General features: G+C 57.0%; 12 protein-coding genes and 1 pseudogene. 7 read left to right on the top strand and 6 right to left on the bottom strand.

The window, feature by feature from the left end:
- The 6 genes and pseudogenes from ACILRN_RS10175 to ACILRN_RS10200 all read right to left on the bottom strand — a co-directional run.
- On the bottom strand, window positions 1-986 hold a 986-nt coding region (locus tag ACILRN_RS10175; RefSeq protein ID WP_395687958.1), incomplete at its 3' end, for a chemotaxis protein CheA.
- A gap of 345 nt (window positions 987-1331) precedes the next feature.
- Window positions 1332-1934: pseudogene (locus tag ACILRN_RS10180) on the bottom strand (Hpt domain-containing protein); the annotation flags it as partial.
- Window positions 1931-2698, bottom strand: a complete 768-nt coding sequence (locus ACILRN_RS10185) for a hypothetical protein (RefSeq protein ID WP_395687935.1) — start codon at window positions 2696-2698, stop codon at window positions 1931-1933. The gene ACILRN_RS10185 and the pseudogene ACILRN_RS10180, both read right to left, overlap by 4 nt.
- A 38-nt stretch (window positions 2699-2736) precedes the next feature.
- The gene (locus ACILRN_RS10190; RefSeq protein ID WP_395687937.1) at window positions 2737-4254 is read right to left on the bottom strand and encodes a methyl-accepting chemotaxis protein; all 1518 of its coding nucleotides are present in this window, start codon (window positions 4252-4254) and stop codon (window positions 2737-2739) included.
- Between the two features lie 43 nt (window positions 4255-4297).
- Window positions 4298-4792 (bottom strand): chemotaxis protein CheW, encoded by a 495-nt coding sequence (locus ACILRN_RS10195; protein WP_395687939.1) that lies wholly within the window; start codon window positions 4790-4792, stop codon window positions 4298-4300.
- A 1248-nt stretch (window positions 4793-6040) separates the two neighbouring features.
- On the bottom strand, window positions 6041-6898 hold the full coding sequence (locus ACILRN_RS10200) for an ABC transporter substrate-binding protein (RefSeq protein WP_395687941.1): 858 nt from the start codon (window positions 6896-6898) through the stop codon (window positions 6041-6043).
- Window positions 6899-7385: 487 nt separating this feature from the next.
- Here ACILRN_RS10200 and ACILRN_RS10205 point away from each other — a divergent pair, with 487 nt between their 5' ends.
- From ACILRN_RS10205 to ACILRN_RS10235, 7 genes are all read left to right on the top strand, one after another.
- Complete coding sequence (locus tag ACILRN_RS10205) at window positions 7386-7811, top strand: hypothetical protein (RefSeq protein WP_395687943.1); 426 nt, start codon at window positions 7386-7388, stop codon at window positions 7809-7811.
- A 421-nt stretch (window positions 7812-8232) separates the two neighbouring features.
- Entirely contained in the window at window positions 8233-10500 is a 2268-nt protein-coding gene (locus tag ACILRN_RS10210) for a propanediol/glycerol family dehydratase large subunit (RefSeq protein ID WP_395687945.1), read from the top strand.
- Entirely contained in the window at window positions 10497-10916 is a 420-nt protein-coding gene (locus ACILRN_RS10215; protein WP_395687947.1) for a diol dehydratase small subunit, read from the top strand. The genes ACILRN_RS10210 and ACILRN_RS10215 overlap by 4 nt, the downstream gene beginning before the upstream one ends.
- Window positions 10917-11330: 414 nt before the next feature.
- Window positions 11331-12899, top strand: coding sequence for a TRIC cation channel family protein (locus ACILRN_RS10220; protein ID WP_395687949.1), 1569 nt, complete (start codon window positions 11331-11333; stop codon window positions 12897-12899).
- A gap of 237 nt (window positions 12900-13136) precedes the next feature.
- The gene (gene zupT, locus ACILRN_RS10225) at window positions 13137-13928 is read left to right on the top strand and encodes a zinc transporter ZupT (protein ID WP_395687951.1); all 792 of its coding nucleotides are present in this window, start codon (window positions 13137-13139) and stop codon (window positions 13926-13928) included.
- A gap of 20 nt (window positions 13929-13948) precedes the next feature.
- A complete protein-coding gene (locus ACILRN_RS10230) occupies window positions 13949-14593 on the top strand; it encodes a nucleoside/nucleotide kinase family protein (RefSeq protein WP_395687953.1) in 645 nt (214 codons plus the stop codon).
- A gap of 118 nt (window positions 14594-14711) precedes the next feature.
- The coding region (locus ACILRN_RS10235) for a polysaccharide deacetylase family protein (protein WP_395687955.1) at window positions 14712-15100 on the top strand (389 nt) is incomplete at its 3' end.

The raw sequence follows: 15100 nt of genomic DNA on the forward strand, positions 1-15100 counted from the left end.
GATGGATCGGAATAATCCGAAGAAATGCCCAGATAATTCCCCAGATGGAGAACTGGAAGAAGGCGCCCTCTGCGATTTATGACACGTCCACGCCCAAGAACAGGGGATATCATGTCTGGTTCCGGGCGGAAGAATTCCCGTACCGCAAGCGTCGGGATGATGAAGCGTTCTCCACCAACGCAGATAATCATCCCCTGGATGATTGCTAAGGTAAGTGGCAGGTAGATCGTGAAGGTCGTTCCGGCACCCACAACTGAATTGATCTCGATCCGACCCCGCAGCCTGCTGATGTTGCCGCGCACAACGTCCATTCCAACGCCGCGACCGGAAAGGTCGGTGATGGCTTCGGCCGTCGAAAAGCCAGGCTCAAAGATTAGTTGGAAAGCATCTTCACGGCTGAGTTCTGCATCAGCCGGGATGACTCCCCGGTCGATCGCCTTGCGCCGAAGCTTTTCTGGATCGAGGCCTCGTCCATCGTCTGCAATCTGGATGATGATACCGCCCCCTTGATGAAAGGCAGATAGATTTATGGTGCCATGGGAAGGCTTGCCTGAAGCGATGCGCTCTTCAGGTGTTTCAATGCCGTGGTCACAGGCATTGCGCACCATATGAATGAGTGGATCTTGCAACTGCGCGACGATGTTCCTGTCTATCTCAGTTTCCTCGCCGCTTGACTTGAGGTGGATCACCTTTCCCTGTTTACCTGCAAGATCGCGCACGAGCCGCTGCATCTTCTGAAAGGCACCACGTACCGGCACCATGCGAAGCGACATAGCGTTGTGCTGAAGCTCCTTGGTTATCCTCTGCAGGACAAGAATGCCCCGAGAGAGTTCATCATTACCATCTTTATCCAGTGAAGGATTCTCAATCACCATTGACTGGGCGATGACCAACTCGGCCACAAGATCAACCAGCGTATCAAGCTTTTCAAGGCCAATGCGGATTGATGCGTTGGCTTCACCAATATCTGCACCGCCATGTGGCACTTCGGCTGAAGCCTGTGGTGCCTGAAGTATTGACGTTGGAGCCGGGGTCTCGATGCCGCGTGAAGGTGCCTTGGCAACAACCGCTAGCTGCTGCGCAACGGGAGGAACGAATCTCGCGGATACGGCTGGAGCCGTATCGAGGGACCCAAGAACACTCCCATCGCCAGAGAGCCGTGCTGTCACGCGGTTCAGCAACCACTCTGTCGGAATGAAAATCGGCTTTCCAGACAATACATCCAGTTCGCGAGTAATGGCATCGACGAACTTTCCAAGGCAATCTCCACCTGCCAGAATGAGATCAATACTGTCACGGTTGGCGGGCAGCTTTCCCTGCCGAATGGCATCAAGCAGTGACTCGAGCTCGTGGGCAAGCCGCTTTACTGGCGTCAGACCAAGGAATCCGGCACCACCTTTGAACGTATGAAAGGCGCGAAATATCGAATTCAGCGTCTCACGATGCGCCGGAGACTGTTCGAGAACGAGAACACCACTTTCGATGTTCTGCAGCAGATCGCGGCCTTCATTGCAGAACTCGCGGAGAAACTCGTGATCTACCTTGTCATCAATCAGTATCGGCTCATCTTCTTGCGTTGCCGTTTCGAGAAGGCCGACGCTCGGCTCCTTGATCCGGGGATTGTCCTGTGCCGAGGGGGCATCATGCAGAGCGGACTCGAGCTTCGTCAAAAAGGCTGAGAAGGCGCTGATGTGCCGATCATGCCAGCCTGCCGCGCTACTCCGAAGGTCGATGACCATCGGTAAAACACCCTCACTCAGACTAACCAGATCAGGCCGATCACTCGCTGAGATACGCTCCAGCAGCTCAGACATGAGGCCGGCCGTGTCCGCTGCGCCGGCACTGGTACCGGGCGTTGCAAGTGCGAGTTCGAGCGAGATCGTCTCAAGCAGCGGCGCAAGGTCTTTCCATCGAGGAGTGCCGACGGGTGTCATGAGCGATCACCTGCGTGGAAGCCGAGCTGTTCTGCGATCATCCGACCGACGCCCAGTTCAATTGCAGCGGCGCTCAACTGCCGATATGCAGACAGGAACTGCCGCCGTCCGTCCAGACTTGAGGGCGACGGGGAGAAATGAATTCCTGCGGCAGTCCACTCCTCCTCCAGGCATTTGGAAAGTCTGACACCGAGCCGGGGTGTAAGACTGGCCAGAACATCCGCTTCCCCCAAAAGAAGCTTCAACAAGCTCGCAGGCTCAACTACATCGGTTGCTTGCATGTTGGCCCGGAGTGACATCTGCAGGGGAGGAAAGGTGGACACGATCAGTGTCTCCATAAGTCGGAGCGTACCTTCGGGCAAACCGCAGGCACGCCCTATGCTGACCAAGTTTCTGGCGGATCGCCACTCCAGCTCTGGTTCCGAGAGGAAAGCCTGTCCGTCGTGCAGGAGATCGTGCGCAAGAGCTGCAGTCAGAAGTGCATGTCGGTCGTGCGGTGGTATCATGTCGTCAGCAGCTGTAGACAGAAGCAACGCGGCCGCCTCGACGACATCTTGCACGTGATACCTGTTGTGATACTGGGGCTCCGTGGTTGCCGCTTCGATGGTCATCAGTGCAATGACCCGTTCGTTGGTCGCCACGAACGCAGCGCTCGGCGTCATGGCGAGCGTCGCATAAATCCGAGCCATTACGTTTGACAGATCGGGAGGCGACTGCCGGGCGGACGTGCACCGGGCCTCGAAATCAGCAAGCCTCTTATCCATCTCCTCCTCGCATTCCTAGTAGCTGGTCTGAGTGGAGGTCAGATAAAGCTACCCTGCGGCTCCGGAGAGGAGTTCGATGATACCACTGGTGGGCGGCTTGGAGAGGAATTTGTGTCAGGCCTATCCTCTGACACTTTACCTCCGACAAGATTTACCAATGCGTCGACAACAGTATTCAGTGCCCCGGTCTGTGCACGCAGTTCCTCAGCTGTTGTAGCAGATTGCTGGGAGCTTGCAGCATTGGCTTGCGTCACCTGATCCAACTGTCCGATGGCAACATTGATTTGCTCGATACCCTTTGACTGATCGTCAGCGGCAGATGCAATTTCAGCTACCAGAAGGTCGGTCTCGACCACCCTTCCCAGGATGGCATTCAAAGAGTCGGCGACCTTTGCACAATTCTCTGAACCACGCCGGCTGTTTGCGATTGCAGCGTCGATCTTCTCGGCGGTTTCCTTGGCAGCTACCGCGCTACGCTGGGCCAAGGCTCTCACCTCATCGGCCACGACCGCGAAGCCAGCCCCGGCCTCTCCCGCTCGCGCGGCCTCAACGGCAGCATTCAGTGCAAGGATGTTGGTTTGAAAGGCAATCTCGTCAATACGCTTGACGATTTTTGACACTTCGACGCTTGATGCCTCGATGGCCGCCATTGCGGTTAGCATCTCCTGAACGGTTTGTTGACTGCCCGCAGTAACTGACTTGGTCGTTGAGGAGAGAGCGGATGCCTTTCCTGCATTCGCGGCAGTTGAGCGTGTCATGCTTGACATTTCTTCGAGCGAGGCGCTCGTCTCTTCCACGGACGCCGCCTGCTCATTGGCCCGGTGAGCCAACTCTGAACTTATGTTGCCCATCTGCTCTGCGCCTGCTGCCGTATTCACGGCAGCCTGCCGAAGTTGCTGGGCAACTGAGCCAAGGGCCCAAGAGACGCGCCGGGTGAGCACGATGCCCAACATCAGCGCGATCAGTACGGAACCGATTGCAGCAACCAAAACACCAATCCAACCGATACGCGCGAAAGTATTACTCTCAGCCGAGGCCTCCGACGACAGAGAGAGATTATGGGCAATATCCTCCTCCAGAAGTTTAATTGACTTCCTGAATGCTGGCAGCACTTTTGATGTCAGGTGATCAATCGCGTCTATGTGGTCGAGCGTTTCGACTGACCGGACGAGTTTAGTCAGCTTTTCATACTCGATGCGGCTGGAATTCACCGCACTCATGGCACTCTCGAACAGTTCTCTATCCTTTTCGTCCGAAATCAGTTTCTCATAGGAGGCCGCGCGATCTGCTATGACGCCGTAAGTTCCGCGTATGGCGGTGTCGATTTCCATCTGCCGTGATGGCGTTGCGGTGATATACTCTGCGATATCCCCTTCGAGGTCACGCAGGCTGACCCGAATATCTGAGATGACGATTAGGCTAGGAACAGTGTTGTCGGCGATTTGGTTGAGGTTCTTCATGAACCCGTTGACTACGAATAGGGCAAAAGCTGACAACAGAAGCAACAAGACCGTGATCAAGCTGAAGCCGAAAGAAATTTGGCGTGGAATGTTCATGGCTGTGCTCTGGCATTCTCTTGGTTGGAGGGAGGAAGAAGATTTAGGAGGGGTTTTCAAGAAGCTGCTGGATGGAGGTGAAGTCGAGCAGGCGGTGGGCGTTCAGGATGATTTTGACGCCATCCTTTGCTTTGGCTAGGCCCGCAACGAACTCTGCATTGACGTCAAGGCGAAGACTGGGTGGGGTTTCGACGTCTTCCGGTCTGATGTAGGTCACGTCCTCGACGCAGTCGACGATGAGTCCGAAGCTTTCGCCTTCCTGGCTCTGCAGTATGACGATGCAAGCGTGTTCGTCATACTCGATCGGGGGAAACTCGAGTCTCTTCCGCAGATCCATCACTGCGACGATCTTGCCCCTTAGATTGATGACTCCCTTGATGCAACTCGGCATGCGAGGCACCGGCGTGATGGGTCGCAAACGGATGATCTCGCGGACCTTCAGAACAGGTATGCTGAAAGCCTCTTGCCCAAGGCGGAAGTTGAGATACTTTCCGCTTCCGATAGAAGTGGATCCGTCGTTCCCTGTTTTGCGATCCATCCAACCATCCGCCATTTGCGCCCACGGGCAGCCAGCTAGGGATGGCTAGGCCGAGCGAAAACGATCGCAGATTACAGTATCAAGCGTTTACAAATTGGTTAACTGACTTGAGTTGCCACCATAGGCGCCGCATAGCTGCGTATTTCTACGTACCATCGGGATCTTGATTGCATCACCAGCGCGCAAGGCACTCGAAACCTCTGACCAGGCTGACCACATACTGCTCAAAGTGTTTGGTTAAGTATTCGGTTGAGTGACTTGATCCTGCGGCTCCGGCGGAGTGGTCCAGCACTTACAGTTCAACTCACATGATGTCTCACCCTTGGAATTTTTGCGACAGCAGTCATCATTGTAGGCAGCAATGAAGGCTTCGAGAGAATATCTGATCTGTTGGCGACTTACAGATATCTACGATCAGGCAAGACATCCGATTTCATGGTTCTATTGGGTTGTGACGAGGTTGTAATTCCCCCCAAAAATCGCAAAAGCCGGCACAAGTTGAAGGTCTGAAATCGTGCTGAAGAGACATGACATGCTGGCCGGACCTGCCGGCAAGAACCGTCCCGGATTTACCGAAGGGAGTTTCATTTGAGTCATGCTGCCAGATCGGATTGCCCCATCATGTCGTAGCAGTGTTCTTCGACTTCAGCGGGCCGAATACTTCCGATGGACCCAATGAGCCTTCGGTTTTTCAACCGATCTACGCATTCAAGGATGGCAAACTCAACCGCCTTGAGGGAGCACCATGGCCTGCGGCTGTGAATGACATCAACGTATCAAAGGTCTTTGAAGGTTCTAGTCAGAATTTGTCACAGCTGACCCCGACGCTGTCAGCCAACGGCCCTGCGGCCATGTCGACCGATCGTTTGCTACCTTGTTCAATGTCCATTTAAAGCCGCAGTCCGGGTGCTGCACGAGCCTGTCACTCAGTATCAGATTTCCTTTGTCGGGCTTTGCTCAGGAGCGTCGAACGCGAAGCGTGGGTGCTCAGTCCAAGTGGTTCTCCATTCGACGATCCGCTGGGGAGAGCTATCTATGACCAAAGCCAGGTAACCAAACCCTTGCCTCATCGCGACATTGGTGAAGTCCGAGAAGCACAACATGTCGGGGGCAGTAACCGGATCTGGAGATTGACCAGGTCCATTGCTTGCGGAGTAGCGTTGTCGCTCAATCCTGCAGCGACCAACAAGCGGGGGCTTGGCGGTACAGGGCTGAGCCGGGACAGATCGGTGTCCGATATCTTGGCAATCAGTTGAGTAACCAGACGGGGATCGAGGAGGGATCCCTGCCGAGGAGTGGCGGCAGATAGGTTGCTGAAAGTTTCGCCAGAGTGCCATCCTTCTTCATGGCGTCTATGGCTTCATCCACAGCGGGTGTGTTTGGCGAGCCCTTCGGCGTGATTACGTTGATGCCCCAGTTGGTCTCGTACTGTCCCACCACGTCGAGCTCGCCTTTTGCGCGCGCGACGTCGGGCAAGAGAAGTGTTACATCAGTCATCACCGCGTCAATCTGACCAGCCTTTAGCGCATCCATCATCTCGGGACCAGATTGATATTGTGAAACCTCAGTATTGGGCTTTAGCTTGTTAATCACCCAGTCAGCGCCCAGGTTGCCCTTCAGGACGCCGATCCGCCTGTCGCGCAGGTTTTCCGCATTCACGTCATTGCCTACCTTGATCGCGATCCCAAGGTTGGCTGAGAAGTAGGGCTGTGAGAAATCGAATATCTCGCGGCGTTTTTCGGTCTCGCTGGTGGAAGCCATGCCGATGTCATAGCCTGTGGCCGAACCGTTGATGAACTGGTCCCAGGCCAGGTTCATGACCTTCAGATGTTTCAAAGCGGCACGCTGGGCAATTTCAGCAGCAATACAGTATTCGAAGCCGTCTCTGGTATCCTCCGCTGACGAGCCGTTCCACAAGCTGTTGCTGGGAAGGACAGTCGCCACGATCAGCGTGTCGGGTTCAACCGTGCTGAGAGAAATGCTGCCCGTTTCACCGGTCGGATCACAATTACCGAAATCTGGCGCATTGCCATCTGCCAGCGTGATGCTGGGCAGGGCAAAAGAGGATACAAGCAGGGTAAGAACAATGATGCGGATACCTGTCATTATAAAACCTTCTTTTGACTCAGGTTGCATTTGACTGTCCTTCTAACGAGCGCGGCCTGACCGACATTTGTGCTGGATAAGTTGAGATACTATTGCATGCTGGCGGTTTCGTCGAGATCGGTTTGTGGTGCGGTGTAGCTGGGAGCATGGCTCATTCCCAAAAATCAAGAATAGTGCCTCCAGTGGGACAGACGGCTGAGAAGAACATATGAGCGAGTAGAATGCACACATCTGCTCTGGCATGGAAGCGTCCGGCACGAATAGCTCTGGAGTGACAAGATTGATCAAGCCGAATACAACTGCCAACGATGATATACCGGTCTAAAGCTGGGCTGGAACATGGAAGTGCAGACCTCTGGGCGAGGTCAGTACTGAATCCCGAAAGCTCGGGGGCTCCGTATTGCTTGACAATTAATTTTCAATGATACGATAACGCTTATCGTCTATCTTCTGAACATTATTTCTAGCAGAAAAGGAAATTAAGATTATGAAGTCGCTCAAGTTCTTTGGCGTCTTTGGCATTGTAACCTTGTCATTGTCCCAATCAGCTAGTCTGGCTCAGAACATTCCATCTCTTACGGGAACTTGGGAGGGAATCGTGTCCGGTGGTTATCGGGTGGGAGATTTAGAGCTTACCCAAGATGAGAGCAAACCCAAGAATGCCACTGGTGCCGAGCGTCGCATGGTGATAGCAAGACAAGAGGGCTCAGGCTTCACTGGTTCATGGGGTTTGAACGGCAATAAGGAGTCCCTGCTCGGCGTAATACGCGCAGATCAGAAGACAATATTGATGGTTGATGATGATACCAATTTTATTGGAACTCTATTGTCAGATGATACCTTGGAAATGTGCGTTCAGGAACACGGCGCTGCTCAGATTGCGGTCTGTGTATTGATGAAGAAAGTGCAATAGGCATTGATGTATCTGTTCTGCAACTTGAGCTTCCCCCACTGAGGTGATCCGACTTGAAGGGTGCCTTGTGGCACGCGGCTTGACCACATCAGCCAGCGTGCGCTGGCCTCTATCAGTCCGCGGGCTCTCCCGCACGCCTAGCTCAGGTTGTCGCAGCTGATGTACGGCATTGCGCATTGCCGTGACGCACTCAACACCGAAGATCCGCGTCAGTGCTGCCGTGGGCGAGGCGAAGGGTGAGATCAGATCGGGATCTCGGCACTTGAGATTGGTGTGGAATTCGGGAATGCCGCCAGGTCGCCGTCTTGCAACATAAGTCCGCCACGGGACTTGGATGATCTTCCAGATTGACGAGGGCGTGCTGAGGGCCTTTCATCGTAGGCGTATCCAATGGTAACGTCTTTCCGTCCGGCAGGAGTGCATGATGAACGTCAATCGCTGGAAGCGCTATGCAGACTGGGACGAGCGGCCGTTGCGGCTCGACAAGTTTGCAGCCGAGGACCCTGCCAACGGTTTTTCCGCCTTCACAAGCCCCAATGATCCGCAGCCTGGGATCGGCATCGCCAATGGACGCGTGATTTCTCTCGATGGCGTCCTCGAGCGTGACTTTGACATGATCGACCGATTCATTGCGCGTCACCATATCGACCTCAGCGTTGCGCCTGAGGCCATGGCGCTGGATTCGAGCTTCGTTGCGCGCATGCTGGTCGACATGAATGTGCCGCGCGAGCATCTGGTGCGGCTTGCCCATGGCATGACGCCGGCCAAGCTGGCGCAATGCGTCTCGCAGCTTTCAGCGCTCGAGATCGCCTTTGCCTATTCCAAGATGCGGGCGCGCAAGACGCCTGGAAACCAGGCTCATGTGACCAATGCCAAGGACGATCCGCTGCAGCTTGCAGCAGACGCGGCGACTGCGGTGGCCTTCGGCTTCGACGAGATCGAGACGACCATGCGCGTGTCGCGCAATGCCTGGTCCAATGCGCTGGCATGCGCGGTGGGCGCCGCTGTCGGCCGCTGGGGCACGCTGTTCCAATGCTCCAGTGAGGAAGCGGAGGAATTGCGGATCGGCATGGCAGGCTTCACCTCCTATGCAGAGACAGTCTCCGTCTATGGCACGGAGAAGAGCTTTACCGATGGCGACGATACGCCGTGGTCCAAGGCGTTCCTTGCTGCCGCCTATGCCTCGCGCGGGATCAAGATGCGCTGTACGAGCGGTGCTGGCGCCGAACTGCTGATGGGCTTCCACGAGTCGAAATCGCTGCTCTATCTCGAAGCGCGCTGCCTCTGCCTGCAGCGTGGGATGGGCGTTCAGGGCACGCAAAACGGCGGCATAGATGGCGCACCGCTGACCGCCACCGTGCCTGGCGGCTTCCGGGAGTTGATGGCGGAAAATCTGATCGCGGTGTGGCTCGACCTCGAATGTGCCAGTGGCAACGATGCGCGTGCCACTGAATCGGAAATCCGTGTCGGCGCCAAGATCATGCCCTATCTGGTGGCCGGCTCTGACCTGATCTGCTCTGGCTTCGGATCAGTCCTCAAGTATGACAATTCCTTCAATCCTTCGCTTTTGAATGGCGAGGAACTTGAAGACTATTTGGTACTGCAGCGTGATTTTGAGGCGGATGGCGGGTTGACGCCGCTTCCCGAAGAAAAGGCGCTCGACCTGCGCCGCCGTGCCATTGATGCGCTCTCGGCCGTCTTCGCTGAGTTGGGGCTGGCCGATCCCACTGAGGCGATGAAGCGCTCTGTCGCGGTGGCGTCGGGCTCTGATGACACCGAAAGCTACACGCCGCGCGACGTCGCTTTTATCAGTGCAGCAATCAAGGATAGTGGGATCACCGTGGTTGATGTCATCAAGGCGCTGGCATTGCGCGGCTTTCGTGCTGAGGCGGAGAATTTGCTCAACATGGTGAAGCTCAGGCTTTCAGGCGATTACCTCCAGACCTCAGCCATGATCCGCAACGGGCGGATCGTCAGCGCGGTGAATGATCCCAATGATTATCTGGGGCCCGGATCCGGTTACCGCGTGTCAGAGGAACGGCGGCTCGAACTGAATGGCATCCGGGACCTGCTGGACCAGAAGGAGGTACTGCGCTCCGAAGCCTTGCATGAACGAGAAGAGGTTGCGCGGATTGTTTACCGCAGCCTGGGAGCGGCGGGAGCGTCCACCGACCAGGCGGATGTCGTCATCGGCATCAGCCCGGCCTTTGGCCGCAGATTGTTCCAGACCATGGCCGGGCACAGGCTTTCAGACGTGCTCCGCGAATTGACAAATGCCATCCTCGCGCGAGGGCTTACCCCCCGTATCGTGAGGTTCCGGCATACCGCCGACACATCCTTCCTTGGTCTTTCGGCAGCGCGCCTTGCAGGATCGGGCATTGGCATCGGCATCCAGGCCAAGGGCACGGCCGTGATCCACCAGAAGGACAGGCTGCCGCACAATAATCTTGAACTTTTCTCCAACGCACCCATCACCAGTCTTGCACATTATCGGGGGCTCGGCGCCAATGCTGCAGCCTATGCCCTGGGCGAGATGCCGGAGCCGGTTGTGGTTCCGCAGCGGGGCGAGGCAATGGGATCGCGCTATCACGCCCGCGTCGCCATGGTCTACGCAATCGAAACCACGCTCACTGAGGAGGGCGCACCGCCTGAATGGGTCGAGGTGACGTTCAAGGGAGGGCGGCCATGAGCCGTACGCGTGCTGACTATCCGCTGGCCGAAACGCAGCCCCAGGCCGTTGAAGGCCCGCGTGGCAAGCGGCTGTCTGACGTCACGCTTGATGCAGTACTCGATGGCCGTATCACGATGGAGGACCTGCGCATCACGCCCGGAGCTCTCCTCGCCCAGGGCGAGATTGCGCGCGATGCTGGCCGGCCTGCGCTGGCCCGCAACTTCGCGCGGGCAGCGGAACTGGTAAACGTGCCGCAGGATGTCATCATGCAGGTCTATGAATTGCTGCGTCCGGGCCGGGCGCGATCGAAGCAGCAGCTGATCGACGCAGCGCTCATGCTGCGCCAGTCTCATCAAGCCCATCTTATGGCGGAGTTCGTCGAGGAGGCCGCGCAGGTCTATGAAGAGCGCGGACTCTTCACTTTCCGTTTCTGATGAGACCACTTGAGGCAAGAGGTATATTGCCTTCGACCCCGGATGTTTGAAGTCATCACCTCAATCTGGCCTTAAGGCTGAATGCGGATTTGGCGGCGGCGCGCGATCGGAAGGCGTCGATAGGATACCCCTTGGTTCCTGCCGCGTCACCTCTGGTTGGCTGGCAGGATATGCCGTGGCCGCCAGCGCATTGCTAAGGGTCTCTACTGGCGCCGGATCCTGGAGGGTCAATGGTGTTTCAGGTCAAAAAACTTGTTGTCGCAATCTTGTCTGACGCATGCAATTGTGTGGCGACTTTGGAGAAGATGATGACAGCGCTGTTTTCCCGGGCGATGTCTTCAACTTGCTATCTGTGGGGCCAAGGGAATGAAGTTTGCTGCGAGGGCGCTGTTGTGTCTTGCTTGTGCTGGACTCTTGATCCTCATCCTCCAGTCGATTCAGCCCAATCTTGGCGCTTGGGCGCAGACTTCCGAAACGCTTCACATGGATCCAGCGGCCTTGCAGCCGGATCATCCGGACAGGCAGGTATCCGCGGATAGCCTTCGTGGTGGCTGGATTGAGGCGAGGCCCTTCCAGTGGTTGGCGGAGGGCCAGCTTGAGGGGCCACAAGGGCTTGATGTTGGCATCCTTGCTGATGCACTTCGGCTGGCGGGCATGGAAGCCCATCTCCGCAAACAGGCATGGTCAGGGCAACTCGCAGACCTTATCGAGGGTAGGGCGGATATTGCGCTGGGGGCATTCAAGCCCGCGGATGGTGATGATCGGTTCCACTATTCCGCTCCCTATCGCTGGGCGCGGATCTCGCTGTTTGTGAGGGCCGGGGACGAGGAACGTTATCGTGCAAGCAACATTCTCAGTCTCCTGTCCGATGACCGGGACTTCCGGATTGGCGCCATTGAGGGTCGACTCTTCGAAGACCCGGAGTTGAACCGCAGCATCGAGCGTGCAGTCGGGTCCGGCAGGGTCGTCCATGCGCATAGTGATGAGGATAATCTGCGAAATCTTGTCAGGGGAGACATCGATGGATTTGTGGCCGACAGGCTCGGGGTGGCCGCTACGGCATTGGCGGAAGGCTACGGCTCTCAGATTGCGGAGGTTCTGTTGCCTGGAACCTCAGGCGTACATTTCATACTGAGCAAGAAGACTGTCCCGGCGAAAACACTTGAGCGCATCAATGATGCTATTGCATCGCTTGAGGAGAGTGGCCAGCTTACCAAACGACTGCATACGACGATCTTTTCTGTCGTCATCAATTATGCTCTTGCCAGTGAATTATTCGTTATACTGAGCATCATTGGTACGGTGGCTTTCGCAGTATCTGGCGTATTGATCGCCTATCGCGAGAATTTCAGCGTTTTCGGTGCATTGGTTCTTTCAGCCCTGCCAGCCGTTGGCGGTGGCGCCCTGAGAGATCTTCTCTTCAACAGGCATCCGATGGCCGTGATCTCCGACCCGCTTTATCTGATGCTCGTTGGTGCAACTGTCTTGTCCGGCTTCGTCATCTTGAGCCTCTGGCAACTGTTCGTGCGGAGCAGGCAACAGCAGCCGGCCGTTACCCGGGCTGCAAGCATGTTCTCGATGAAAGGCGTTCAGCAGATCTGCGATGCGGCTGGCCTTGCTGCCTTCACCGTATCGGGTTTTGCAGTGGCGCTTTCCGTAGGCGCTGACCCACTCTGGCTATGGGGGCCGATTTCGGCAATGCTGACGGCAGCAGGGGGAGGGATCCTCCGGGACATGGTTCGTCAATCCGGCAAGGTTGGTAGCTTGAAAGACGACTTCTACGCTGAAGTTCCCTTGCTTTGGGGTCTTGGTCTTTCTCTGTTTCTGCTCAGCCGCCCCAGCATGCTGATGCCTGAAGAGATCGGCACGGCCACGATTGTGACGCTGATTGGCGCTTTCCTGACCCGCCTCCTCCTGGTTTTCCTCGGAGTGCGGGCAATTCCTTTTCGATGGCCTCGGGACCGGAGCGCGGGTGATGGCTGAGCAGCCGGGCAGGCAGAATCATGGCTGATCGGTTCGAAGCCGAATGTCAGCGGCGTCCTATGGCCGGGTTTGCGGCCTCACAGGCCCAGCGGGCAGGCCCTTGCCTGACCCTTGCGGTGCATTGAAAGAGAAATGAAATTGTGCTGGTGAAGGCATATCACGGGAACCATTCGCGGAAAGACCATGGCTATGATCATTGCATTACATCTCGCCAGCCGCCAACGAATCAAGTGAGTCATGTCCTGGTCTGTTGATTCCACGGTCCTGATGGCGATGGGCGTTTGCATTGCAGCCGCTCTATCGACCGTGCTCGGTAGCCTGTCGGTCCTGGTCACAAAGCAGCCCAGCCCCCGGCTGTTGGCCTTTGGGCTGGCCTTTGCCGGCGGAGCCATGGTCTATATCTCGCTCGTGGAAATCTTCTGGAAGGCGGAAGCCGGTTTTGCTGGCGGGGTCACGGCGCGAACAGCTTACGTCTATGCCACTCTGGCCTTCTTTTCCGGCGTGCTGATGCTCGCTATGATCGATCGACTCATCCCTAATCCGCACGCCCTGATGTCTTCGGCCGCGACGGACAGTCATCACATCCGGCGGGTCGGGGTGCTGGCGGCCCTGGCCATCACGGCGCACAACCTGCCAGAGGGACTGGCGACCTTTCTCGCCACACTCGACAATCCGGCAGTGGGCATTTCGCTTGCGGCGGCAATCGCCGTTCACAACATACCGGAGGGCGTTTCGATCGCCATCCCCATCTATTATGCCACTGGCAGCCGGCGGACGGCCATTGTGGCTACTTGTCTGTCGGCGCTGGCCGAGCCGGTCGGCGCCTTGATTGGCTATCTGCTTCTGGCGCCGTTCCTGACGCCTGCAGTCTTCGCCTGGGTGTTTGGGGCGATTGCAGGTGCGATGGTGTTTCTTGCGCTTGATGAGCTTCTTCCAACTGCAAAGCGCTATGCGCAGGGTCACGAAACGGTTTACGGCATGGTCATAGGCATGGCGGCAATTGCTGTCAGCCTGATGCTGTTCAAGTGAGCGGTGGAGGACTTTCATCCATGGTGGCACGGAAGACTGATCTGGACGGGTTGGTTCACTTGCTGTCAACCGTTGCTGACGCACGGTGCATCGCCGGTATCGCCGGTGCGCCGGGTTCCGGCAAATCAACGATCGCCGCTCAGCTCGAGGGCAGGCTGAACGCCATGGCAGCAGGAACTGCCGCCGTGCTGCCCATGGATGGCTTCCATTATGATGACAGGCTGCTCGATGCGCTGGGCAGGCGGGCCCGCAAGGGCGCACCCGACACGTTTGATGTCGGTGGGCTCCATCACATGCTCACGCGGCTCAAGGCCAATAACGAGGAGGACGTGGCCGTGCCCGTCTTTGACCGCGACATCGAGATTGCCCGGGCGGGTGCCCGCCTGATTCCGCGCCATGTGCGCGTGGTCATTGTCGAGGGCAATTACCTGTTGCTCCGTCAGGAGCCCTGGGCCTCGCTGCGGCCGCTATTTCACATCACGGTGATGGTGGAAGCCACTATCGACACGCTCCGTCAGCGCCTGATCGAGCGCTGGCAGCGCTACAACTTGCCGGCCCATGACATCCACCGCAAGGTGGAAGAAAATGATCTGCCCAATGGCCGTCTCGTCATTGCTGAAAGTGCAGGGGCTGATCTTTGCTTTGCAAGTGATTTTCACGATTAGAGGAAGCACCGGCCCGGGGATCGTTGCAATACTCATGGGGAAGCATGTAAAGCTGATGCGAACGGTGCGTGGCCGGTGAAGCCGGGTGCCGGAGCTGGGCTTGGGGCTGTGAACGGTGATGACAGGCTATCCGCGTGACATGAAGGGCTACGGCCGTGCCATTCCCGATCCCAAATGGCCCGGTGGCGCCTTCGTGGCCGTGCAGTTCGTGCTCAACTACGAGGAGGGGGGCGAGAACAACATCCTGCATGGCGATGCCGCGTCGGAGGCGTTCCTGTCCGAGATCATCGGCGCCCAGCCGTGGCCTGGCATGCGCCACTGGAACATGGAATCCATCTATGAATATGGCGCCAGGGCCGGCTTCTGGCGCCTGTGGCGCCTGTTCACGGCTCGCCAGGTGCCGCTCACCATTTATGGAGTGGCGCACGCGCTCATGCGCTCTCCCGACCAGGTCGAGGCCATGAAGGAGGCTGGCTGGGAGATAGCCAGCCACGGCCTCAAATGGGT

This window comes from Aestuariivirga sp., assembly GCF_044238155.1.
Classification (GTDB): domain Bacteria; phylum Pseudomonadota; class Alphaproteobacteria; order Rhizobiales; family Aestuariivirgaceae; genus Aestuariivirga.